This is a genomic window from Nonomuraea sp. NPDC050547 (assembly GCF_044457345.1).
In the GTDB taxonomy this organism is placed as follows: domain Bacteria; phylum Actinomycetota; class Actinomycetes; order Streptosporangiales; family Streptosporangiaceae; genus Nonomuraea.
In genome coordinates, this window is the sequence record NZ_JBITGW010000004.1 from 84,499 (window position 1) to 109,972 (window position 25,474).

General features: G+C 73.3%; 13 protein-coding genes. All 13 read left to right on the forward strand.

Annotated elements, in window-relative coordinates; translation table 11 throughout:
• The first annotated feature begins 82 nt into the window (after positions 1-82).
• The 13 genes from ACIBHY_RS11230 to ACIBHY_RS11290 all read left to right on the forward strand — a co-directional run bounded on the left by ACIBHY_RS11230 (position 83) and on the right by ACIBHY_RS11290 (position 25,297).
• The gene (locus tag ACIBHY_RS11230) at positions 83-1,018 is read left to right on the forward strand and encodes a cysteine synthase family protein (protein ID WP_397306620.1); all 936 of its coding nucleotides are present in this window, start codon (positions 83-85) and stop codon (positions 1,016-1,018) included.
• Positions 1,015-2,406 (forward strand): argininosuccinate lyase, encoded by a 1,392-nt coding sequence (argH, locus tag ACIBHY_RS11235; RefSeq protein WP_397252356.1) that lies wholly within the window; start codon positions 1,015-1,017, stop codon positions 2,404-2,406. The genes ACIBHY_RS11230 and argH overlap by 4 nt, the downstream gene beginning before the upstream one ends.
• Complete coding sequence (locus ACIBHY_RS11240; protein ID WP_397252357.1) at positions 2,403-3,599, forward strand: ATP-grasp domain-containing protein; 1,197 nt, start codon at positions 2,403-2,405, stop codon at positions 3,597-3,599. The genes argH and ACIBHY_RS11240 overlap by 4 nt, the downstream gene beginning before the upstream one ends.
• 69 nt (positions 3,600-3,668) lie before the next feature.
• Positions 3,669-6,644, forward strand: a complete 2,976-nt coding sequence (locus ACIBHY_RS11245; protein WP_397306621.1) for an amino acid adenylation domain-containing protein — start codon at positions 3,669-3,671, stop codon at positions 6,642-6,644.
• Entirely contained in the window at positions 6,641-6,883 is a 243-nt protein-coding gene (locus tag ACIBHY_RS11250; protein ID WP_184966298.1) for a phosphopantetheine-binding protein, read from the forward strand. Before ACIBHY_RS11245 ends, ACIBHY_RS11250 begins: the two co-directional genes overlap by 4 nt.
• 3 nt (positions 6,884-6,886) lie before the next feature.
• A complete protein-coding gene (locus ACIBHY_RS11255) occupies positions 6,887-7,123 on the forward strand; it encodes a phosphopantetheine-binding protein (protein ID WP_397252360.1) in 237 nt (78 codons plus the stop codon).
• Entirely contained in the window at positions 7,120-8,280 is a 1,161-nt protein-coding gene (locus ACIBHY_RS11260) for an acyl-CoA dehydrogenase family protein (RefSeq protein WP_397306622.1), read from the forward strand. Before ACIBHY_RS11255 ends, ACIBHY_RS11260 begins: the two co-directional genes overlap by 4 nt.
• Before the next feature lie 2 nt (positions 8,281-8,282).
• Entirely contained in the window at positions 8,283-9,008 is a 726-nt protein-coding gene (locus ACIBHY_RS11265; protein WP_379608903.1) for a thioesterase II family protein, read from the forward strand.
• Positions 9,005-10,366, forward strand: a complete 1,362-nt coding sequence (locus ACIBHY_RS11270; protein WP_397252362.1) for an amino acid adenylation domain-containing protein — start codon at positions 9,005-9,007, stop codon at positions 10,364-10,366. Before ACIBHY_RS11265 ends, ACIBHY_RS11270 begins: the two co-directional genes overlap by 4 nt.
• Positions 10,363-13,461 carry an amino acid adenylation domain-containing protein gene (locus ACIBHY_RS11275; RefSeq protein ID WP_397306623.1) on the forward strand — a complete coding sequence of 1,033 codons (3,099 nt, stop codon included), beginning with the start codon at positions 10,363-10,365 and terminating at the stop codon, positions 13,459-13,461. The genes ACIBHY_RS11270 and ACIBHY_RS11275 overlap by 4 nt, the downstream gene beginning before the upstream one ends.
• Before the next feature lie 11 nt (positions 13,462-13,472).
• A complete protein-coding gene (locus ACIBHY_RS11280) occupies positions 13,473-13,640 on the forward strand; it encodes an MbtH family protein (protein WP_397306624.1) in 168 nt (55 codons plus the stop codon).
• Between the two features lie 18 nt (positions 13,641-13,658).
• A complete protein-coding gene (locus tag ACIBHY_RS11285; RefSeq protein WP_397306625.1) occupies positions 13,659-22,199 on the forward strand; it encodes an amino acid adenylation domain-containing protein in 8,541 nt (2,846 codons plus the stop codon).
• 284 nt (positions 22,200-22,483) lie between these two features.
• Positions 22,484-25,297 (forward strand): BTAD domain-containing putative transcriptional regulator, encoded by a 2,814-nt coding sequence (locus tag ACIBHY_RS11290; RefSeq protein WP_397252558.1) that lies wholly within the window; start codon positions 22,484-22,486, stop codon positions 25,295-25,297.
• Positions 25,298-25,474: the final 177 nt, after the last annotated feature.

The window sequence follows — 25,474 nt, forward strand, 5'->3', positions numbered from 1 at the left end:
CTTGACAGAAGCGACAGCGGCATACCAGAACCCCCGCCTGGTACGACTGGGACCGAACCTGTGGGCTGCGTGCTTCACGCTGATGAAGCTCATCCCGGCGCGCTACATCCTGCGCCGGGCCGCCGAGCAGGGACTGCTGACGCCGGACACGGTGATCGTGGAGACCACCTCCGGCACGTTCGGGCTGGCGCTGGCGATGCAGGCGGTGCACCTCGACCGCCGCCTCGTGCTGGTCAGCGATCCGGCGATCGACGAGCGGCTGTACCGGCGGCTCACGGATCTGGGCGCGGTCGTGGACCGGGTGCCCAAGGAGGCGGGCGACGGGCCCGGCGGGTTCCAGACGGCGCGGCTCAACCGGCTGGCCGAGGTACGCGCGGGGCTGGAGCACTCCTTCTGCCCGGAGCAGTACACGAACCCGGACAACCCACGCTCCTACGCGATCGTCTCCGAGCTGCTGCGCGAGCGGCTGGGCCGGGTCGACTGCGTGGTCGGGCCGGTGGGCTCGGGCGGCTCGATGTGCGGGACCGTCACCCACCTGCGCCGCACCGACCCGCACTGCCGCGCCATCGGCGTGGACACCCACGGCAGCGTGCTGTTCGGCCAGCCCGAAGGCCACCGGGAACTGCGCGGGCTCGGCATGAGCGTGCTGCCCGCCAACCTCGACCACCGCGTCTTCGACGACGTGCACTGGTGCTCGGCGGCCGCCGCCTACCAGGCCACCCGCGAACTGCACCAGAGCCACGCCCTGTTCATGGGCCCGACCAGCGGCGCCGCGTACCTGGCCGCGCGCTGGTGGGCGCAGCAGAACCCGGAGGCGCGCACGGTCGTGATGATGCCGGACGAGGGCTACCGCTACCAGGACACCGTCTACGACGACGCCTGGCTGGCCGAGCACCGCCACGACCGGCTGCTCCTGCCCGCCGAACCCAAGATCGTCGACCTGGCCGCCGCGGCGGACGCCGCCTGGACCGGGTTCGCGTGGGGACGGCGTTCCTACGGCGAGGTCGTGGGGTCGTGAACAACGACGCCGGGCGCATACTCGGCGAGCTCGGTCTCAGGACCAGGCAGGTCGTGTACGGCACGGCCGCCCCCGACGAGCTCCCGATGATCATGAAGGTGGACCGGGCCCACCTGGTGATGCTCGCCGAGCGGCGGCTCATCGGCAGGAAGGCGGCCGCGGCCCTGCTGCGCTGCCTGGAGGACCTGACCCCCGGCGACCTGAGCGGGCGCCCGGCCCCCCGCGGCACCTACCTGATGTACGAGGGATACCTGATCGAGCGGCTCGGCCCCGACGTCGGCGGCGTCCTGCAGACCGGCCGCTCGCGCAACGACCTCAAGGCCACCATCACCTCGCTCCGGTGCCGCGCCTGGCTGCTGGACTTCGCCGAGCAGGCCATCCGCCTGGAGGCGATCCTGCTGGCGCGGGCCCGCGCCCACCAGCCGGTGGTCATGCCGGTGTACACGCACTTCCAGGCGGCCATGCCGATCACGTACGGCTACTACCTCCTGGGAGTGGCGCGGGCGGTGGGCAGGGAGATCGACGCGCTGGCGGCCGCCGCAGGCGGGCTGCACATCTGCCCTCTCGGGGCCTGCGCCGTCGCCGGTACGGACCTGCCCATCGACCCGTCGCGCACCGCTGGCCTGCTCGGCTACATCGACGCCAGCAGGCACGCGCTCGACGCCGTCGCCAGCCGGGACGCCGTGCTGCGCATGCTGGCATCGGCGGCCGCGCTGAGCGTCGTGCTCAGCAGGCTGGCCACCGACCTGCAGCTGTGGAGCACAGCCGAGTTCGGCTTCATCGCCTTCCCCGACCGGCTGGTGGGAGGCAGCTCCGCCATGCCGCAAAAGCGCAACGCCTTCCTGCTGGAACACCTCAAGGCCAAGCCGGGACGGGCGATCGCCGCGTGGGCGGGGGCGGCGGCGGCCATGGCGGCGACGCCGTTCACCAACACGATCGAGGTCGGCACCGAGGCCATGGAGTGCGTCTGGCCGGGGCTGGCCGCCGTCGAGCAGGCGGTGCAGCTCGCCCAGGTCGTGGTCGGCGGGGCCAGGCCCAACGCCGACCGGATGGCGGAGCGGGCGGCGGGCGGCTTCACGACCGCGACCGCGCTGGCCAACCGGATGGTCCGCGACGGCGTGCCGTTCCGCACCGCGCACCGCGAGGTCGGCGCGGCGGTGCGCGCGGCACTCGACGCGGGCACCACCTCGCTGGCGGACCTCGACCTCGCCCAGGTCGTCCGCGAGCAGGCCTACGGCGGCGGGCCGGGCGCCTTCGCCGAGCCGTACCAGCGTGCCTACGCCTCCTGGGTCCGCCACCGCCGGTGGTGCCTGGACTGGCGCGACTCGCAGGCCGAGGCCGACGCCGCGCTGGCGACGGCCGTGACGAGCGTGATGGAGCAGGCATGAGCTGGTTCGTGCTCGTCGAAAGCAACACCACCGGGTCCGGGCGGGTGTTCTGCGAACGCGCCCGCGAGCTGGGACTGCGGCCGGTCGTGCTGGCCCGCGACCCCGCCCGCTACCCCTACGTCGCCGCCGACGGCATCGAGGCCAGGCAGGTCGACACCGGCGACCCCGCGGTCGTGCTGGCCGCCTGTCACCGGCTCGGCGGCCGGGTCGCGGGGGTGACCAGCAGTTCCGAGTACCACATCGCGACCGCGGCCGAGGTGGCCAGGCGCCTCGGCCTGCCGCACCCCGACCCCGGCGCCATCCGCGCCTGCCGCGACAAGGCGGTCCAGCGGGCCGTGCTGCGCGAGGCCGGGGTGCCGAGCGCCGCCTTCGCGCCCGCCCGCACCCCCGGCACCGCCGTCGCGGCCGCCCAGCGCATCGGCTTCCCCGTCGTCGTCAAGCCCGTCGCCGGATCGGGCTCGGTCGCCACCCGCCTGTGCCGGGACGCCGCCGAGGTCGAGGCGGCCACCCACCACGTCCTGAACACCGACGGGCTGCCGCCGCAGAGCGCGGTCATGGTCGAGGAATACCTGCGCGGCGCCGAATACTCGGTCGAGACCTTCGACGACCAGGTGGTCGGCGTCACGCGCAAGCACCTCGGCGCGGAGCCGTACTTCGTGGAGGTCGGGCACGACTTCCCCGCGCCGCTCGACCCGGCCGCGCGCGCCGCGGCCGGCGAGCTCGCGCACGCCGCGCTGAAGGCGCTGGAGCTGTGCTGGGGTCCCGCCCACGTCGAGATCCGGTACGGCGCGGCCGGCGCGCGCATCGTCGAGGTCAACCCCCGGCTGGCCGGCGGCATGATCCCGCGCATGGTCGAGGAGGCCACCGGGATCGACCTCATCCGGCACACCGTGGCCAAGGCCGCCGGCCGCGACGAACCCCTGCGGGCCGGCCGGGAACGCGCGGCCTCGATCCGCTTCCTGGTGGCCGGCGAAGAAGGCACCTTGGCCGGGATCGACGGGACGGAGGACGCCGGCCGCGTGCCCGGCGTGGTCGAGGTGGGCCTCACCCGCGCGCCCGGCCAGTACGTGGTGCTGCGCCGCTCGTTCCAGGACCGGCTCTGCTACGTGATCGCGGCCGCCGACACCGGCGCCGCCGCGGCCAGGGCCGCCACGACAGGACTTCACGCACTGAAGGCACGCATCACGACATGAGCGCGATAGGGCGCCGATAGGGAGACGAAGGGCGGTCCGACCACCGTGAACGCAGCGAACGGAGGAGTGGTGAAGACGGTAACGGCGCTGGTGGAAGCGCGGGTGGCGGCCACGCCCGACGCGATCGCGATCGTGGACTCGACAGGATCGACGTCGTACGGCGAGCTGAACCGCCGGGCGGACGCCGTGGCGGCCCGGCTGCGCGCGAAGGGCGCCGGCCCGGGTTCGATCGTCGGCGTCCGGCTGGGCCGGTCGGCGGCGATGGTCACGGCCTGGCTCGGCGTCCTGAAGGCCGGGGCGGCCTACCTGCCCCTGGACGGCTCCTACCCCGAGGCGCGGCTGCGCTTCATGCTCGACGACTCGGGCGCCGAGCTGGTCCTTTCCGAAGCGGACGTCCTTGGGATCGACAGGCCCGAGGCCTCCGGATCCGACGCGCCCGCAGCGCGCGTCGAGCCCGGGGACCTGGCCTACGTGATCTACACCTCCGGCTCCACGGGCCTGCCCAAGGGCGTCATGATCGAGCACCGGAGCATCGCCAACACCCTGGAGTGGTACGCCGGTGTCCTGGGCGTGCGCCCGGGTGACCGGGTGGGGCAGACGGCGGCGAGCGGGTTCGACATCGCCGGCTGCGAGATCTGGGGCGCCCTGATCGCCGGCGCCGAACTGCGCATCGCCCCTGAACAGGCCAGGAAGTCGCCCGAGGAGCTCTGCCACTGGGCCGCGGACAGCCGCCTGGACGTGTTGTTCATGGTGACCCCGCTGGCCCAGCTCGCCATCGAGCACGGCTGGCTGGACGGCTCGTCGCTGCGCGTGCTGGCCACCGGCGGCGAACGGCTGCTGGTCGCCCCGCCCCGGGGAGCCGGCTACCGCTTCCTCAACATGTACGGGCCCACCGAGACCGCCGTGGTGGCGACCTGCACCGAGGTCGCGCCGGGCGCCGAACTTCCGCCGCCGATCGGGGCGCCGATCGCGAACACGACCGCGTACGTGCTGGACGAGGACGGCGCGCGGGTGCCGGACGGGGCCGAGGGCGAGCTGTACCTCGGCGGCGCCGGGGTCGGCCGCGGCTACCTGGGCCGGCCGGAGCTGACCGCCGAGCGCTTCGTCGTCCGCGACGGTGAGCGGCTCTACCGCACCGGCGATCTGGTGCGCCGGCTCGCCGACGGCAACCTGCGTTTCGTCGGCAGGACCGACGACCAGGTGAAGGTCCGCGGCTTCCGCATCGAGCTGGGCGAGGTCGAGGCGCAGTTGCGCGCCTGTCCCGGCGTGGGCGAGGCGGCCGTGGTCGTGTGGGAGCCGGAACGCGGCTTCCCCCGCCTGGCCGGGTACGCCTGCGGTGACTTCGACGCCGCCCGCGTACGGTCGCTGCTGGCCGAACGGCTGCCCGAGCACATGGTGCCCGCGGTGATCGTGCCGATGGCGAGCCTGCCGCTGACCCCCAACCAGAAGCTCGACCGGGCCGCCCTGCCCGACCCGGCGGACCACGCCGCCGAGCTCTGCCCGGCCGCCGGGTTCGACCCCGCGCAGGCGGCGCTGGCCGAGGACTGGCGGCAGGCGTGCGGGGTCACCGCGCGCGACGCCGAGGACAGCCTCGTCGTGCTCGGCGCCGGCTCCCTCGACCTGATCATGCTGCAGGCGCGGCTGGGGGACCGGATCGGGCTGCCCGTCCCCGCTGGTCTGCTCAACCTCTCCCAGCCGCTCAAGGAGCAGGCCCGCCTGCTGGCCGGGATCGAACCCGGCGCCGCCGTACCCGCGCGGGCCGCGCGGGCGTACCAGGGGCCGGGCAGCCTGGGGCAGGAGGCGGTCGTCTTCCTGGAGGAGCTGACCGGCAGCGGCATGGGCTACCAGTACCAGATGATCCTGGAAGGGCCCGGCGCGCCGGACGTCTCCCTCCTGGAGAAGTCGCTGCTGGCGGTCCTCAGGAATCAGGCGGCGCTGAGCTGCCGGTGGCGGATCACCGCCGCGGGCCTCGAAGGCCGGCGCGAGGAGCCCGACACCGCCCCGCTCGCCCTGCACCGGGTGGACACCGAAGAGGTCGAGGCCCTGGTGGCCCGCCTCGTGGACCGGCCCTTCCGCTACGACGACTTCCCCCTGGTCGGCTGGGACCTCATCCTGCACCCGGGCGGCACCGTCCTGCTCCAGCGCGAGCACCACCTGATCCACGACGGCTGGTCGGTGGGCGTCTTCCTCAGCCAGCTCCAGGCCGCCTACGACGGCACGGAGCCGAGGGAGAGCCAGGTCAGCTACTTCGACTGGGCCGGCGACCAGCGCGAGTGGGCCGACGGCGACCGCAGCGCGGCGACCAGGGCCTACTGGCACGAGCAGCTGAAGGACTGGCGCCCTGACTCCGATCCGCCCAGTGAGCTGCGCACCCACCTCAGCCTCCAGCCGCTCGGCGAGGAGCGCTCGGCGCTGCTGGAGGCCGCTGCCGCGCGGCTGGGCGTCACGCCGTACGCGCTGATGCTGGCGGTCTTCCGCCAGATCACGGCGGAGAGCGTGGTCGGCGCCAGCTTCGCCAACCGCGACGTCGACACGCAAGAGCTGGTCGGCCTGTTCGTGAACGTGCTGCCCCTCGTCAGGAGCCGCCACCACGGCGAGAGCCCGGCGGACGCGGCCCGCGCCGAGATGGCCCTGGTCGTCGCGGCCGACCGGCACCAGAGGCTGCCCACGCCCGAGATCCTCCGGGTCAGCGCCCCGGGCGCCAGGAGCCCGCTCTACCCGATCATGTTCAGCCAGCACGACTCGCCGCTGCCCGAGCTGAGCCTGGGCGCATGGCGGCCGCGCGTACGCGAGCTGGGCAACGGTCGCGGCAAGACCGACCTCAACGTGATCGTCATGAACCGCGGCCTCCAGCACGGCAGAAGCACCGGACGCCGTGACGCGAGCGCCTACGCCCTGCGCTGGGAGCACGAGCTCACCCGCTTCCCCGACCACGTGGTCACCGAACTCCAGCGGCGGTTCACCCGGCTGCTGGACCACGCCTGCGCGCACCCGGACCAGCCGTGGCCGCCCGCCGGCGACAACCGGAACGGAGAGTCCAGATGATCGAATCACAGGTCGCCGAGATCGTCCGCAAGCGCTGGTGCGAGGTCCTGGAGACCCCGCAGGTCGCGCAGGACGACGACTTCTTCCTCTCGGGCGGGCACTCGCTGCTGGCCGTACGGCTGACCGCCGCGCTGAGGGAGGACCTCGCCGTCAGGATCCCCGTCTCGGTGCTGTTCGAGTCCAAGACCCTCGAGTGCTACGCCGGCCGGGTCGCCGACTTCGTCCTGGCGGAAACCTGAGCGATGGACGAGCTGACCACGGCCGTGCGGGCCGCATGGGAACAGAGCCTCAACGTGTCCGTCGGCGACGACGCCGACTTCTTCCGCCTCGGCGGTGACTCGATGAAGGCCATCACCATCTGCGCCAAGGTCGAGGAGTCGTGCCAGGTACGGCCCAGGCTCAGGGTGCTGTTCGACAACCCGCGCTTCGACGCCTACGTGAACGCGGTCTCCGAAATCGTGCGGGAGAAGCGGCGATGAACGACTTCGTGCCTTCGACGTCACCGGAGGAGATGCTCAAGGACCCCTGGGTCTCCCGGGCCATCCTCGCCGAGGTGCTGGACTGGCTGCGGACGCACGCGGCGGACCGGCCGGAGAGCGAACAGCGGGCGCTGGCCCGCGCGGCCGGGGTCGCCTCCGGGCTGTTCGCGGCGGAGTTCCCCGAGAAGTACGGGGGCTGGTCGCTGCCGGAACTGGTCGTCGCCGATCTGCGGGAGGAGGCGGCCGCCAGCGGCCTGCCGTACTCGCGGCACATCCTGTCCTGTCCGGACGGGCCGAGCAGGATCGTGCTGTGCGGCACCCCCGAGCAGCGCGAGCGGTGGCTGCGCCCGATGATCGAGGGGCGCATGCGGCGCTGCCTGGCGATGACGGAGGAGAGCGGCGGCTCGGACGTGTCGGCGATGAGCACAACCGCGACCCGCGCGCCCGGCGGCTGGGTGCTGAACGGCCGCAAGTTCATGATCAGCAACGCGGAGACGGCGGACGCCGCGGTCGTGCTGGCCAACGTCGTGGGCGAGCCCGTAGCGGGGCCGACGTTCTTCATCTTCACCACCGACGTCCCCGGCTGGCGGATCGTACGGCGGCTGCCGGGCATGGAACCCGGCTACGACCCGTACGAGGTCGAGCTGGACGGGATCGAGGTCGGCGAGGAGGCGGTGCTCGGCGGCCCCGGCCAGATCGGCGGCGCGAACGGCATGGCCATCGAGTGGCTGCCCTACGGCCGGGTCTCGCTGGCCGCGCGGGCGATCGGCCTGGCCCGCTGGGCGCTTGGTGTCGCGCGGGCCCACGCCTCCCAGCGCAGGATCGCCGGCGGGCGGCTCAGCGACAAGCAGTACATCCGCGAGTTCATCGTCCGCTCGGACGTCAAGATCGAGGCCTCCCGCGCGCTGATCAGGCAGGCCGCCCGCGTGCTCGACGAGGGCGGGATCGCGGTGCGCGAGGCGGCGATCGCCAAGCTCCACGCCACCGAGTCGGCCTGCGAGGTCATCGACGACGCCATGCAGACGCTCGGCGGGCGCGGCTGGCTGCAGGAGTACGGGCTGGAGCGGGCCTACCGGGAGGCGCGCGTCTTCCGCATGGTGGACGGCGCCTCCGAGCTGCTCAAGGAGACCATCTTCCACATCCCGGGCGGAGAATGATCATGAGCGACTGGCTTCAGCCGATCCGCGAGCAGGGCAGGGACAGGTTCGTCTTCTTCCCCTCGGCCGGTTCGAGCGCCTCGGCCGCGCTGGCCCTGGCCGACGCCGTGCCCGACGGGTGGTCGCTGTGGAGTGTGCAGTACCCGGGCCGCGGCCCCCGGCTGCGCGAGCCGCAGGCCGCCTCGGTCAGGGAGATCGCGGTGGGCTGCCTGCCCGAGCTGCTGCGGGCGCCCGGCCGCCTGCTGCTGTTCGGCCACAGCTTCGGCGCCTTCGCGGCCTACGACACCGCCCAGCTGCTGGCGGCCAAGCAGCGGCCCGCCGCCGGGCTGGTGGTCTCCGGCTCGGCGGCGCCCGGCTCGCCCATGCCCGACCTGTCGCCGGAACGGCTGAGCGCCGGATCGCTGATCGCCTCGATGACCCGCCAGGGCGGCACCGCGGCCGAACTGCTCGACAACGAGGAGCTGATGGAGCTGGTGCTGCCCGCGCTGCGGGCCGACCTCGCCCTGGGCAGGCAGTACGTGGACGACCATCCGGCGCCGCTGGCCACCCCCGTGCTCGCGCTGGCAGGGCGGCACGACCCGGTGATGACCGAGGCGCACCTGGCGACCTGGCGTCGGCACACCGCCGCCTGGCTCGGCTGCGAGTCCAACGAGGGCGACCACTTCTTCTACCTGCGCGACCCGGCGGTGCTCGCCGGGGCGGTCGACCGGCATTGGCGGGCGGCATGATCTACGACCAGGTGATGAGCTGGATCAGGAAAGACCCCGAGCGCGCCTGCGTGCTGGAGGGCGGCAGGGTCTACACCTGCGGCCGGATGTTGCGGGACATCGAGGCGTTCAGGACCGAGCTGGCCCGCGCCCGCGTCGGCCCCGGCGACCTCGTGGCCGTGGCCTGCGTGGGCCGGGGGCGGGCGATCGCGGGCATGCTCGCGGCCTGGTCCGCCGGCGCCGCCTACCTGCCGCTGGCCCACGGACTGCCCAAGGCCAGGGTGCGGACGATCGTCGACACCGCCCGTCCCGCCGTGGTGCTCACGGACGACGACGGTGACGGGCCGGGCTCCGGCGGCTGCCGTCTGCTGGCCGATCCGGCCCCGATCGACCCGTCGACCGCGTACGTGATCTTCACCTCGGGCTCCACCGGGAAGCCGAAGGGCGTGGTCGTCAGCCACGCCGGACTGGGCCCGATGACCCGCTGGTACAAGGAGATCACCACGCTGGAGCCGGGCGACGTGGCCGGCCAGGTCGCGCAGCTCAGCTTCGACGCCAGCGTGCTGGAGATCTGGGGCGCGCTGGCCAACGGCGCCGTGCTCGCGGTGCCCTCGCTCGACGCCGTGCTCGACCCGGTCGACTACCAGGACTTCCTGCGCGAACACGAGGTCAGGGCGTCGTTCGTGCCGACCGGGATGGTCGCGGGCGTGCTCGACCAGGACTGGCCGGCCGACTTCCCGACCCGCATGCTGTTCACCGGCGGCGACCGGCTCACCCGGCGGCCCGAGCCGCGCCACCCGTTCGCCTTCTACAACATCTACGGCCCCGCCGAGTGCACCGTCGCCGCGACCTGCCAGCAGGTAGGTCCGGGTGAGGGGCCGCCGCCCATCGGGCGGGCGCTGCCGTACGTGCGGGTCCGCGTCAGCGACGACGGCGAGCTCTGGCTCGGCGGGCCCGCCGTGGCCCTCGGCTACCTCGGCGCGGGCGACGAGGCCTTCGTCCGCCACGACGGCGAGCGCTGGTACCGCACCGGCGACCTCGTCTCCACCGACGCCGACGGCGTGCTCCACTACCTGTCGCGCGCCGACGACCAGATCCAGATCGGCGGGCGCAGGACCGAGCCGGCCGAGATCGTCCACGCCATCCTCATGCTCGCCGGCCTCACGGACGCGGTCGTCTACACCCGGGAGACACCCTCGGGAGAGGTACGGCTGGCCGCCGCCGTCACCCCGGCCACCGCGAACCGGCAGGACATCCAGCGCCACCTCCAGGACCTGCTCCCCGCCTACATGATCCCGTCGGAGATCGTCGCGATGGACGCGCTCCCGCTCACCCGCCACGGCAAGATCGACGTCGACGCCCTGAGGGGAAGCCCGTGAACCACGTCCGCGTGCCCCGCGTCCAGCACCGCCTCTGGCTGGCCGACCAGCTCACCCCCGGCGACACCGGCTACCTGGGCAGCACCTTCCTGCGCCTGCGCGGCCCCCTCGACACCGGGGCGCTGGAGCGGGCGCTCACCACGATCGTCACCCGGCACGAGGTGCTGCGCACCTCCCTGGACACCCGCGACGGCGAGCTCGCCGGAGTTCTGAGGCCGGTCGCCGGCTTCCGCCTCGACGTGCGCCCGATCGACGAGGACGACCTCGGCCCGGCGCTCGCGGCGGAGGCGGCGACGCCGCTCGACATCTCCGCCGGTCTGCCCCTGCGCGCGCTGCTCCTGCGCCTGGCGCCGGACGAGCACGTGCTCTGCCTGACCGTGCACCACCTCGCCTTCGACCGCGGCTCGGTCGGCATCCTCTACCGCGAGCTCACCGAGCTGTACGCCGGGCGCGACCTGCCGCCGATACCCCGGCAGTTCCGCGACCTGGCCGCCGCCGACGACGCCGCGTACGACGCGGGCGAACTCGCCTCGATCGTGGCGGAGCGGCGCGACGCGCTGGCCGACCTGAGCCCGTTCGAGCTGGCCCCCGACCATCCCCGGCCGCAGATCCGCGGCGGCGAGGGAGCGCTGCGGCACGGGTTCGAGCTGCCGGAGGAGACCGCCCGCGGGCTGGCCGAGCTCGCCCGCGCGGAGGGCGCCTCCCTGTACATGGTGCTGCTGGCGGGCGTGCACGCCCTGCTCTACCGCTACAGCGGGCGGGGCGACGTCACCACCGGCGCGTCCTCGTCGACCCGGCGCGAGCCGGTGATCGGCCCGTTCTTCAACATGCTCGTGCTGCCCGGCGACGTCTCGGCGAACCCGGCCTTCACCGAACTGGTCGGCCGCGTGCGCGACGCCGCCCTGGACGCCTACGACGGCCGGGCGCTGGCCTTCGACTCCCTCGTCACCGAGCTGCGGGTCGAGCGCGACCCCGCCAGGACGCCGCTGTTCCAGATCCTCGTGGACCTCACCGCCCCCGTCACCCTGCCCGACCTGGACGGCGTCGAGACCGTCGAGATCCTGACCCCAGGCGGCGGCTCCAAATACGACCTCACGATCGAGTTCCGCCGCGAGGGCGACGGCGTCGCCTACTCCGTCGAATGGGACACCGCGCTCTACGAGAGCACCACCGTCATGCGGCTCATGGCGCACCTGCGGGCGGTGCTCGACGCGGTCGCCGCCGACCCGTCGCTGCGCGTGGACGACGTGCCCGTGCTCGCCGACGCCGAGGTGCTCGGCCTGCGCGCGCATGCCGAGCCCGGCCGGGTCGAGCTGCCCGAGCTCTGCCTGCACGAGCTCTTCGCCGAGCAGGCCGCCCGCACACCGGCCGCCCCCGCCGTCCAGGACGGCGAGCGCCTGCTCACCTACGCCGAGCTGGAGCGCCGGGTCGCCGCGATCGCCCGCGCGCTGGCCGCCCGCGGCGTCGGCGCCGACACGCCGGTCGGCGTCATGCTGGAGCGCTCGGCCGACCTCGTGGCCGTGGTGCTCGGGGTGCTGAAGGCCGGCGGCGCGTACCTGCCGATCGAGCCCGACACCCCGCCCGCCCGCGTGCGCAGGCTCCTCGACCTGGCCGGCGCGGAGGTCTGCGTGAGCGCGGGCGACCTCGCCGAGCTGCTGCTCGGCGACGGCCCGGACCCCGATCCGGTACGGCCCGGCCACTTGTGCGCCGTCTACTTCACCTCCGGCTCGACCGGCGAGCCCAAGGGCGTGGCCTGCACCCACGGGGGCTGGGTCGGCCAGATGGCCAACCTGCAGGAGCGCTACCAGCTCGCCCCCGGTGAGGCCGTCCTGCTCAAGACGCCCCTGACCTTCGACGACGTGGCCAGGGAGATCTTCTGGCCGCTCATGGCCGGCGCCCGCATCGTGGTGCTGCCGCCCGGCCTGCACCGCGACGCGCAGGCGCTGCTGCGGGCGGCGATCGAGCACGAGGTGGTGTGGCTGCAGTTCGTGCCGAGCATGCTGGTGATGTTCCTGGACGAGATCGGGCCGGGCGCGCGCGAGGGCCTGCACGCCCTGCGGCACGTCGTCTCCGACGGCGACCGGCTGCGGCCGGAGACCGTCGCCGCCTTCTACGACCGGCTCGGCTGCCGGCCCAGGCTCAACAACCACTGGGGCACCACCGAGGTGTCCATCGACTCCACGCACCACGTGTGCACGCCCGCCGACGCCGACGGCGGCGAGGCGGTCTGCCTGGGCCGGCCGATGGAGAACCACGAGGTGTACGTGCTGGACCACACCCTCCAGCCGGTGCCGCACGGGGCGGTCGGCGAGCTGTGCATCGGCGGGGTCGGACTGGCCCGCGGCTACGTGGGCGATCCGGGCAAGACGGCGCGGGCCTTCGTCCCCCATCCGTGGCGGGCGGGCGAGCGCGTCTACCGGACCGGCGACACCGGACGGCTGCGGCCCGACGGCTCCCTGCAGTACCGGGGCCGGCGCGACCACCAGGTGAAGGTGCGGGGGGTGCGGATCGAGCTGGGTGAGGTGGAGGCGGCTCTGCGCGCCTACCCCGGTGTGACCGACGCGGTGGTCGCCACCTGGGAACCGCTCCCAGGCGACAAGCGCCTTGCCGCCTATGTGAGCTTCGACGGGCCCGCGCCCGCCGTGGGCGAGGTGCGGGCGTTCCTGGGGGAGCGGCTGGCCCCGCAGGCGGTGCCGAGCGCGATCGTGGCGCTGCCGAAGCTGCCCAGGATGCCCAGCGGCAAGGTGGACCGCAGGTCGCTGCCAGAGCCGGACCCCGACACCCTGAGCGACGAGCCGTTCGTGCCTCCGCGCACCGACACCGAGCGGGCGATCGCCGAGGTGTGGGCGGCCGTGCTGGGCGTGCCCAGGCTGGGCGCCAACGACGACTTCTTCGCGATGGGCGGGCACTCGCTGCTGGTCACCAGGGCGGTCAACCGGATGCGGGAGGCCTTCGCCCTCGACATCCCGCTGCGCCTGGTGTTCGAGCACTCCACGGTACGCACCGCGGCCGCCCGGCTCGAAGAGCTGATCTTCGCCGAGATCGAGGCGATGAGCGACGACGAGGCCGCCCGCCTCATGGTCGCCGAGACGTGAGGAGAAACCCCATGTACAAGGTCGTCGTCAACGACGAGGAGCAGTACTCCATCTGGCCCGCCGCCCGGGACGTCCCCGCCGGCTGGCACGAGGAGGGCACGAGCGGCACCGAGGAGGAGTGCACCGCCCACATCGAGCGGGTGTGGGTGGACATGCGCCCGCGCAGCCTGCGCATCTGAATCCTTGAGGGAGCGACGATGAACATCGACAGCCTTTCGCCCGAGAAGCAAGCCCTGCTGCGCAGGCGCCTGCAGGGCCGGGCCGGTGGCGGCGACGGAGGCATCCCGCGCCGCCCGGACGGCGCCGCGCCGCTCTCGCCGGTGCAGCACGCCATGTGGGTCACCAACCAGTTCTTGGACTCGAACGCGGTCTACACCGTCCCCCGGCTGCTGCGGATCCCGGGCGAACTGGATGTCGACGCGCTGCGCCGCGCCCTCGGCGCCCTGGTGGAACGGCACGAGATCCTGCGCACCGCCTACCGGGGCACGCCGCCGCTGCAGGAGGTCGCCCCTCCCGGCCCGGCCGCCCTGCGCCTGACGGCGGCCGCCGACCGGGACGAGGCGCTCGCCCTGGCCCTCGCCGAGATCGCCACCCCCTTCGACCTGGCGGACGGCCCGGTCTTCCGCGCGCTGCTCATCCGCGTCGCCGAGCCCGGCGAGCACCTGCTCGCGCTCACCACCCACCACGTCGCCTCCGACGGCTGGTCGTGCACGCTGATGGTGCGCGAGCTCGACGAGCTGTACGGCGCCGCCGTGGCCGGCCGTACCCCGTCGCTGGCCCCGCTGCCCGTCCAGTACGCCGACTACGCCCACTGGCAGGCGCGCCGCGTCGCCGAGCGCGAACCCGCCCAGCTCGCCTACTGGCGCGCCGCGCTGGACGGCGTCCCGCAGGTCCTGGAACTGCCCACCGACCGGCCCAGGCCGATGACCGAGTCGCACGCCGGCGACGCCGTCGACCTGGAACTCGCCCCCGAGCTGAGCGACCGGGTGCGCGCCCTGGCCGCCGACCACGGCGTCACCGTGTACACCGTGCTGCTGGCCTGCTACGCGATCGTCCTGAGGCACTACTGTGGCCAGCGCAGGTTCGCGATCGGCTCGGTGCTGTCGGGGCGCAACGCCGCCGAGACCGAGGCGCTGCTCGGCCTGTTCGCCAACGCGGTGGCACTGCCCATGGACCTGTCGGGCGAACCGGCCTTCGCGGAACTGCTGCGCCGTACGCACGAGGTGGTCCTGGGCGCTTTCGACCACCAGGACGTCACCTTCGACCAGGTGGTGGCGGCGGTGAAGGCCACCAGGTCGGCCGCGCGCAACCCCGTCTACCAGGTGCTCTACCAGTGCTTCGAGACCGGCGAGCGGGCCGGTGAGCTGCCCGCGCTGAAGGGCGAGCCGGTCGGCTTCGCCGACCCCACCGCCAAGGTGGACCTGACGCTGATCGCGGTCAACGGCGGCGCGGGCATCGAGCTGTCGCTGAACTACGCCACCGACCTGTTCACCGCCGACACCGCCCGGCGGCTGCTCGGCCATCTGGTGAACGTCGTCGAGCACGTGGCCGCGAACCCCGGCGAACCCGTCGGGAGCGCGGCCGTCCTGGGGGACACCGAGACGCACCTGCTCACCCACACCTGGGCCGGGCCCGCCCGAGGGGAACCACCTACCGGGACGGTGGTGAGCCTCGTCCGGGCGCAGGCGGCGGCCTCGCCCGGGGCGACCGCCCTGGTGTGCGGTGAGCAGGTGTTCAGCTACCGCGAGCTGGACGCGGTCACCGACCGGCTGGCGCGCGGGCTGCTGGCCGAGGGCGTACGGCCGGGGGACGTGGTCGGTCTTGCGCTGCCGCGGGGCGCGGAGCTGGTGCTGTCGGCGCTGGCCGTGATGAAGGCGGGGGCCGCCTATCTGGCGCTGGATCCCGCCTATCCGGCGGCGCGGCTGGCGTACATGCTGGAGGACGTCGACGCGGCGTTCGTGATCACCGACGACCGCTTCGGCGAGCTGGGGGCGGACGAGGGCGAGCTGCCCGAGCCCCGGCCCGGCGATCTGGCCTACGTGGTGTACACCTCGGGCTCGACCGGGCTGCCCAAGGGGACCGACGCGACCCACGCGGCCGTGGTGAACCTGCTGCACGGCGCGCGCGCGTACCTGGGCGCGAGCCCGGATGACCGCTGGCTGCTGCTCGCCTCGATGGGCTTCGACGCCTCGACGCTGGAGCTGTACCTGCCGCTGATCTCCGGGGCGCGCGTGGTCGTGGCGCCGGAGTCGGCGCGGGCCGACGGGGCCGAACAGTGCCGGGTGATCCGCGAGCACGGCGTCACCCACGTGCAGGCCACCCCGTCGGGCTGGAGGCTGCTCATGGCCGGTGACGTCGGCGCCTCGCTGCGGGTCGCGCTCTACACCGCCGAGCCCATGCCCGAGGCCCTGGCCACCGCGATCAGGGCTCGGGCGGCCCGGCTGGTCAACGGCTACGGGCCCACCGAGACCACCGTCCACACCACGTACGCCGACGTGCCGGCGGGCGCGCCGCCCTTCTGCATCGGCCGGCCGATCTCCGGTGCCGCCGTCTACCTGCTCGACGAGCAGTCGCGGCCGGTGCCGCTGGGCGCGCTCGGCGAGCTGTGCATCGGCGGGCGTGGCCTCGCGCTCGGCTACCACGGACGTCCCGGGCTGACCGCGCGCCGGTTCGTCCCCGACCCGTTCGGTACGCCGGGCTCGCGCATGTACCGCACCGGCGACCGGGCCAGGTTCCTGCCCGACGGGCGGCTGGAACTGCAGGGCCGGATCGACAACCAGGTGAAGATCCGCGGCAACCGGGTCGAGCCAGGCGAGGTCGAGGCCGTGCTGCTGGCCCACCCCGGTGTCAGGCAGGCGGCGGTCGTTCCGGTCGAGGGGCCGGGCGGGCTGCGGCTGGCCGGATACGTCGTGCCGTCCGGCGCGATCGAGGTGGCCGAGCTGCGGCAGCACCTGGCCGGGGCGCTGCCCGGGTACATGGTGCCGGCGGCGCTGGCCGTACTGGAGGAGATACCGCTCACCCCGAGCGGCAAGCTCGACCGCAAGCGGCTGCCCGCGCCCGAGGACGGCGAGCCGGCCGACGCCGAGCCCGCCACCGACACCGAGCGGGCGCTCGCGCGGGTGTGGGCGGACGTGCTCGGCCGCGAGACCGTCGGCGCCGGCGACAACTTCTTCGACATCGGCGGCGACTCCGTGCTGGCCATCTACGTCGTCGCCGGGGCGCGCGCGGCCGGGCTGGAGATCACCCCGCGCCAGGTGCTGTCGCGGCAGACGCTGCGGGAGCTGGCCGCCGTCGCCGTCCCCGCCGCCGCGCAGGAGGACGACGACGCGGCCGCGGAGAGCTATCCGCTCTCGCCGCTGCAGGCCGGGATGGTCTTCCACACGCTGTTCGAGCCCGAGAGCACCGACTACATCGTGCAGTTCGTCCACACCATCGAGGGCGACCTGGACGTGCCCGCGCTGCGCCGCGCCTGGGAGCACGTCGTCGCGCGCCACCCCATCCTGCGCACCACGTTCGCGTGGGACGGACTGCCCGAACCCATGCAGATCGTCCACCCCTCCGCTCCGGTACGGCTGCGCGAACTCGACTGGACCGGCATCCCCGCGCCCAAGGTCGCCGAGCGCCTGGCCGGACACCTCGCCGACGAGCGCGCCCGCGGCGTCGACCTGGAGAACGAGCCCCCACGCCGCTTCGACCTGATCAGGCTGGCCGACGGCACCCACCGGCTGATCTGGCACGGCCACCACGTCCTGCTGGACGGCTGGAGCGTCCGCCTGGTCCTCGACGAGGTCCGCGAGGTCTACCGGAGCCTGCGCGAGACGGGCGAACCGCCCGTGCTGCCCGAGCCGATGCCGTTCAGGAAGTACATCGAGTGGGTGCGCGGCCACGACCCGGCCGCCGCCGCGGGCTACTGGCAGGCCATGCTCGCCGACGTCACCAGCCCCACCCCGCTGACGATCCTTCCGCCCGAGCGCGGCGACGGCCGCGGCGCGACCAGCCAGGACGTGGCGCTCCTGCACGAGCGGCTGCCCGCCGAGGTCACCCGCCGGCTGCGCGAACTGGCCCGCGAGCACCGCATCACGGTCAGCGCGATCGCCCACGCCGCCTGGGGTCTGCTGCTCAGCCGCCACGCCGGCGCCCGCGACGTCGTCTTCGGCTCGACCGTCTCGGGACGCTCCGGCGGCCTGCCGGGCGTCGAACGGACCGTCGGGCTGCTGATCAACACGCTGCCCGTCCGGGTACGCGTGCCCGAGCGGGCCACCGTCGCCGGCTGGCTGCGCGAGGTCCACGAGCAGCTCGTGGAGCACCGCGACCACGAGCACTGCGCGCTGGTCGAGGTGCAGCGGCAGTCGCGGGTGCCCGCAGGGCAGCGGCTGTTCCACACGATCCTCATGTTCGAGAACTTCCCCCACAAGGAACAGGAACCCGGCGGCCTGAAGATCGCCGCGGCCCAGACGTGGGAGCAGACCGGCTACCCGCTGGTGCTGAACGTCGGCCTCAACGACGAGCTGCGGCTGCGGCTGGACTACCAGCCCTCCCGGGTCACCGCGGACGGCGCCGGGCGGCTGCTCGCCCACTACCGGATGCTGCTCGAAGCGCTGGCCGCCCGGCCCGGCGCGGCCCTGGCCGAGCTGGCGCCGCTGCCCGCCGAGGAGTGGCGCGCCGTGGTCGAGGAGTTCAACGACACCGCGGCGCCGTACCCTCGCGAGCGCTGTCTGCACGAGCTGTTCGAGGACAGCGCCGAGCGCGCGCCCGGCGCGGTCGCGGTCGTCTCCGGCGGGCTTACCGTCACGTACGGTGAGCTGGACGCGCGGGCCAACCGGCTCGCCCACCACCTTCGCGACCTGGGCGTCGGACCGGAGACGCTGGTCGGCATCTGCGTCGAGCGCGGCGTGGAGATGGCGGTGGCGGTGCTGGGCGTGCTCAAGGCCGGCGGCGCCTATGTGCCGCTCGACCCGGAGTACCCGGCGGAGCGGCTGGCGTTCATGCTGGCCGACACCGCGGCCCCGGTCGTGCTCACGCAGGAACGGCTGGCCGGGCGGCTGCCCGAGCACACCGGCCGGGTGGTCGTGCTCGACGGCGAGCACGACGCGGCGCGCATCGCCGCCCGCGACCCCGGCCGCCCCGGGCGCGCGGCCCGTCCCGGCAACCTGTCGTACGTCATCTACACCTCCGGCTCGACCGGACGGCCGAAGGGCACGCTCATCCGGCACCAGGGCATCGTCAACTACATCTGGTGGATGGTGAGCGGCTTCCCCCTCGACGACGGGGACAAGGTCCTGCAGCTGGCCGGGCTGAGCTTCGACATCTCCGTCTACGAGATGTTCTGGCCCTGGGCCTCCGGGGCGGCGGTCGTCCTGGCCAGGCCGGACGGCTACCGCGACCCGCACTACATCGTCCGGGTCATGACCGAGGAGAACGTCACCGCCGCGCACCTGGTCCCCTCGATGCTGCGGGCCATGCTGCCGCTCGTGGAGGACGGCGGGCTGCCGCTGCGCTGGTTGTTCGCCAGCGCAGAAGCGCTCACCACCGACGTGCTGCGCGCATGGGGCAAACGCTGCCCGGACACGCGCCTGCTCAACCTCTACGGCGCCACCGAGGTGTCCGTGGACTCCACCGTGTGGGTCTGCGACCCCGCCGCCGAGCGGGTCTCGGTGGGCGGCCCGATCGCCAACACCCGCGTGTACGTGCTCGATCCCGGCGGCGATCCGGTGCCCGTCGGGGTGGCAGGGGAGGCGTACCTGGCCGGTGACAGCGTGGGCCGCGGCTACCACGGCCGGCCCGGACTGACCGCCAGGCGCTTCGTGCCCGACCCGTTCGGCCCGCCGGGCGGACGGCTCTACCGCACCGGCGACCTGGTCCGATGGCTGCCGGAAGGGACGCTGGAGTTCCTGGGGCGGCTCGACCACCAGGTGAAGATCCGCGGCTTCCGGGTCGAGCTGGGCGAGGTCGAGGCGGTGATCGAGACGCATCCGCTGATCGACCAGGCCGTCGTGGTCGCCCGCGAGGAGGAGGGCGCGCCCAAGCGCCTCGTGGCCTACGCGGTGGCCCGCGGCCGCACGCCGACCACCTCGGAGCTGCGCGCGCACGTGCAGTCGCGGCTGCCCGACTACATGGTGCCGAGCGCCTTCGTCATGCTCGCCGAGATGCCGCTGAACCCGAACACCAAGGTCGACCGGCAGGCCCTGCCCGCGCCCGACGCCGTCCGCCCCGACCTGGCCGCCGCCTTCGTGGCCCCGCGCACCGAGGTGGAGAAGATCCTCGCCGAGGCGTGGAGCGAGGTCCTGGGCGTGCCCGACGTGGGCGTCCACGACAACTTCTTCGACCTCGGCGGCGACTCGATCCTGTCCATCCAGGTCATGGTCAAGGCCCGCCGCGCCGGGCTCGCGCTGACCCCGCGGCAGATGTTCGCCGACCCGACCATCGCGGAACTCGCCCACGCCCTGGAGAGCGCGGACGTCCCCGCCGCCGCCCACGCCGAGCAGGGCACGGTCACCGGCGCGGTCCCGCTCACCCCCATCCAGCGCTGGTTCACCGCGCTCGACTGGCCGCACGACCACTACAACCAGACGGTACGGCTGCGCTGGACCGAGACCCCCGACCCCGATCGGCTGCGCGCGGCGCTGACCCGGCTCACCGCCCACCACGACGCCCTGCGGTTGCGCCTGCGCAGGTCGCCGGCCGGCTGGACCCAGCACCTCGCCACGACCGAGGACGCCGACCTGCTCCATGAGGGCCCGCCCCTGAGCAGCGGCCTCGACCTGGAGCACGGCCCGATCGTGCGCGCGCACCTGGACGGCCGCGAGCTGACCATCACCATCCACCACGTGGCCGTGGACATCGTCTCGTGGGGCATCCTGCTCGACGACCTGGCCACCGCCTACCAAGGGCTGGAACTGCCGCAGAAGACCACCTCCTTCCGGCACTGGGCCGTCAAGCTGGCCGAGCACGCGGAGTCCGCCGAGTTCGCCGCCGAGGCCGCGTACTGGCGGATGCCGCGCCCACGGGCGGTGCCCTTCCCCGTGGACACCCCCGGCGGCGAGAACGTCGAGTCCTCCACCGCCACGGTGGTCCGCACCCTGGACGCCTCCTACACGCAGGCGTTGCTGCGCTCCGCGCACACCGCCCACCGCACCTCCGTGCACGACCTGCTGGTGACGGCGCTGGCCCAGACGGCCGCCGACCACACCGGCAGCCCCGACGTCCACATCGACCTGGAGGGACACGGGCGCGAGCCGCTCTTCGACGACGTCGACCTGTCCAGGACCGTCGGCTGGTTCACCGCGCTGCACCCGCTGCACGTCCACCTGCCCGACGCCCTCGACACCGGCCGCTGCGTCAAGATCGTCCGCGAGCACCTGCACACCACGCCGCACCACGGCATCGGGCACGGCCTGGCGGTCGAGCACGAGGCGGCGCCGATCAGCTTCAACTACCACGGCCAGGTGCGCACCGCCGCCGAGACCGGGCTGTTCACCCGGATCAGGTCGGCCGGGGGCGGCGACCGCGCGCCCGCCGGGCGCCGGCCCCACCTCATCGAGATCAACGGAGCCGTGGTGGACGGCGTCTTCCAGGTCGCCTGGAACTACTCGGCCGACCTCCACCGCGAGGAGACCGTGGGCGCGCTGGCCGACCGCTTCCTGGACCGGCTGGTCGCGCTGCTCATCCCGGCCCAGGGGCACACGCCGCACGCGCGCGCGTTCCTGGACCGCTTCTTCCCCGGCATCCCGGCCACGCGGCTGCGCCTGCGGCGCCACCGGGTGCCCGGCGCCGCCGTCGCGCTCGTCGCCGACGGCTCGGTGGCCGAGGCGTGGGGCGAGGGTCTCGCCTCGGCCGCCACCGGAGCGCTGGTCAGGCCGGACACCGTCTTCCAGGCGGGCTCGGTGAGCAAGCACGTCACCGCGGTCGGCGTGCTCAGGCTGGCCCAGGACGGCATCGCCGACCTCGACGAGGACGTCAACCACTACCTGCGTGGCTGGCGGCTGCCGTCCGCGGGCGTGACGCTGCGCGGGCTGCTCGCTCACACCGCGGGGCTCACGCGGGACGAGTTCGGCGGGCTGGGCGCCCGGCTGCCGGACGATCCCGAGCCGAGCCTGCTCGACGTGCTGGACGGCCGGCCGCCCGCGGCCACCGCGCCGATCCGCGCCGAACTGGCGCCGGGCGAGCGGTACCGGTACTCGGGCAACCACTTCGTCGTCATCGAGCAGGTGTTGCGCGACCTGACCGGCCGGCCGTTCCCCGAGCTCATGCGCGAGCTCGTCTTCGGCCCGCTCGGCATGCGCGACAGCGGCTACGGCACCGCCTTCGCCCGTTCGCTCGGCGAGCGCGCGGCGGTCGGCCACGACCAGGACGGCCGGCCGCTCGACGGCGGCTGGCGGGTCTACCCGAGCGCCACCGGCGGGCTGTGGACCAGCGCCGCCGACCTGGCCAGGGTGGCCGCGGAGATCCAGCGGGCGCACACGGGCACCGGCCGGCTGCTCGACCGGTGGGCCGCCGGTCAACTGCTCACCCCGGCCGCCGGCGCCGCGTATGGGCTGGGGACCGTCGTCAGGGAGGTCGACGGGATCCGCTGGTTCGGGCACACCGGGGTGGCCGCCGGGTATCGCTGCTATTCGGGGATCGGCCTTGAATCGGGGGCCGGAGTGGTCCTGATGTCGAACGGAGAATCGGGAACGGACTTCGCCATCGACCTGCTCGTGGAACTCGACGCGGGATTCCACGCCTGGGCGGAACAGTAGTCAGACCTTGCCGGGTGCCACCTGCCGATTTCAGCGGGTGGCACCCGTGCTGTTATGAAGATTAACTCGTATGTTGGCATTTGTGCTGGCCGAAACCCTGCCCCCGAATCGGGGTTCTCCCCAACGTCATATTTCACGCATATAGTGATCTCTGCAGATCAACGGTAACTCGTTGTCAAGTGAGTAGGTGGGCGTTGATCCTCGAGTTTCGGGTGCTTGGGCCGCTCGAAGTATTCGCCGGAAGCAAGGTGAATATCGAGGGCCGCCGCCGTCAGACCGTGCTGGTGATGCTGTTACTCGAACCCGGCCGCGTGGTCACCACCGGCCGTCTGGTCGAGGCGCTTTACGGCGAGGAGCCCCCGAAGACCGCCGACGCCCAGGTCCAGATCTGCATCTCCCAGCTACGCGGCTGGTTCGGCAAGTACACCGACGCCGAGGTCATCGTCACCCACTCCGCCGGCTACCTCATCCGGGTCCCCGAAGACTGCCTCGACCTCACCCGCTTCCGCCGCCACGTCACCCGCGGCCGCGAAGCCGCGCGCTCCCAAGATCTCGAAGGCGCGGTCAGCGAGTTCCGCTCCGGCCTGGCCCTGTGGCGGGGCGAGGCGCTGGAGGGCATCAACAGCCGCCGCGTCCAGGCCGCCGCCACCCGCCACAACGAGGAACGCTTCGTGGCACTCCAGGAGTGCATCGACCTCGAACTGCGCCTGCAACGCCACCACGAGCTGCTCGGCGAGCTCAAGGAACTCGTCGCCGTCCACCCGCTGCGCGAAGAGCTGCACATGCAGCTCGCCCTCGCCCTCTACCGCGCCGACCGGCAGGTAGAGGCGCTCGAAGTGCTCAGGAACGTGCAGTACACGCTGGTCGAGGAGCACGGGCTGAGCCCCGGCGAGGAACTGCGCCAGCTCGAACAGTCCATCCTGTCGCAGGACCCCGCCCTGGCCGCCGCGCCCGTCGCCGAGCCCGCGAAGATCGTGCCCCACCAGCTGCCCGCCGGGCCGTCCAACTTCGTCGGCCGCGACGAGGTCATCGCCGACGTGCGCGACCATCTCGTCAACTCGCGGCAGTTGCACCGGGCCGCCGTGGTCATGGTCACCGGGCCCGGCGGGGTGGGCAAGACGGCGCTGGCCGTACATGCCGCACACAAAGCACGCGAGGCCTTCCCCGACGGACAGCTCTACGCCCACCTGCGCGACGCCGACGGCCACCCCGTCCCCGCCGAGCAGGTGCTCGAACGCCTGCTGCGCTCCCTCGGCGTCGCTCCGTCCGTGCTGCCGAGCGGCATCGTCGAGCTCGGCACCATGTACCGCAGCGTCATGGCCAACCGGCGGGTCCTCGTCGTGCTCGACGACGCCGCCAGCGCCCGCCAGATCCTGCCGCTGGTGCCCGCCGAGCCGCGCTGCGCCCTCCTCGTCACCAGCCGCCGCTCCGTCATCGGCCTGCACGGCGCCCACCACGTCGACCTCGACATCTTCGACGAGGCCACCAGCCTCGAACTGCTCTCCCAGGTGATCGGCCAAGGCCGGGTCATGACCCAGCACGCCGCCGCCAGACGCCTCGCCGAAGCCTGCGGCCACCTGCCCCTCGGCCTCGGCATCGTCGCGGCCAAACTCTCCATGCGCCAGCACTGGCAGATCGACCAGATGGTACGCAGGCTCGCCGACGAACGCCGCCGCCTCGACGAGCTGATCCTCGGCGACGCCAGCGTCCGGGCGACCATCTCCATCTCCTGCCAGGAGCTCGACCCGCCCGCCGCCCGGCTGGTGCTGCTGCTCGGGGCGCTGGACGAGGTCGACTTCGGCGGCTGGATCGCCGGACCACTCCTCGACATGGACCCCTACGCCGCCACCGACATCCTGGAAACCCTCGTCGAGGAGCGCCTCGTCGACCTGGTGGTCCGCGACGACCAGCAGGTCCGGTACCGGCTGCACGACCTCACCAGGACCTATGTACGTGAGCTGCTGGCCAGGGAGATTCCCGCGCAGGAACAGGAAGAGGCGCTGCACCGGCTGCTGCGATGCTGGCTCCACCTGGCAAGCAGAGCCCACCGGCAGGCGTACGGCGGCGACTACACCATCCTGCACTCCGGCACCGAGCCGTGGACCCTGCCCGAAGAGCTGGTGGAGAGCCTGATCGCCGACCCCATCGAATGGTTCCAGATCGAACTCACCAACCTCGTGTCCAGCGTGCACCAGGCCGCCCGGCTCGGACTTCACGAGCTGTGCTGGGACCTGGCCGTCACCTCCGTCACGCTTTTCGAGACCCGCTCCTACCGGCAGGCCTGGCGGGAGACACACGAAGTGGCCTGGGGCGCGGTACGGCGGGCCGGCGACAGACGCGGCGAAGCCGTCGTCCGGTACTCGCTCAGCGGGCTGGAACTCGTCGAACAGCGGCTCGCCGAGGCGCAACAGAACCTCGAAGCCGCCCGCGCCTGGTTCGAGGCGAGCGGAGACGTGCACGGGCGCGGGCTGGTCCTGCGGCACCTCGCCTTCATCGAACGCACCAAAGGGCAGTACACGGTGGCTCAGGAGTGGTACGAGCAGGCGCTCGAAGACCTCCGATCCGTGGGCGACCCCGTCGGGGAAGCGCACGTGCTGCGCAACATCGCCCAGATCCACCTGGAGTCGGGGCGGGCGGAGGAGGCGGAGCCGTACCTGCGGGAGTCGCTGGCCATCTGCGTGCGTACCGGGTCCAGCCGGATCGAGGCGCAGGTCCGGTTCCGGCTGGGTGAGGCGCTGCTCACGCGCGGACGGCTGGAAGCGGCCGAAGAGTCGTTCGACGCCGCCCTGCACACGGCGACCAGCATGAACGACTCCATCGGCGAGGCGTTCGCGCTCCTGGGAATCGGACGGGTGCGCCTGGCACAGGGCGACCTGACGGGTGCGCGGCCGTTGCTCGGCGATGCCCTGATGGCGGCGTGCCTGGGAGGCAGCCAGCAGTGCGAGGGACAGTCGCTGCTGGCGCTGGCGGAGCTGGCACTGGCCCGCGACGAGCCGGAGATGGCGGCGGTCCGGTTGGAACGGGCGGAAGCCATCTTCACGGACAGCGAGGCCAAGGTGTGGCGAGCCCGAGTGGACGAGCTCCGCAGCAAGTTCTGAGGGCAAGGTGCTCGGGCCCGCCCGTTGCCCAGTTGGATCCCACCCGGGACAATGGTGTTTCGCTTCGCTCCGCGCGTTTTCGTCCGGCGGAGCCCGACCCCCCGCTTGCGCCAGCCCACCTCTGCGGTTGTCCGGGTAGCCGGGTCCCCTTTGTGTGAACGGACCCCCGCAGCCGAC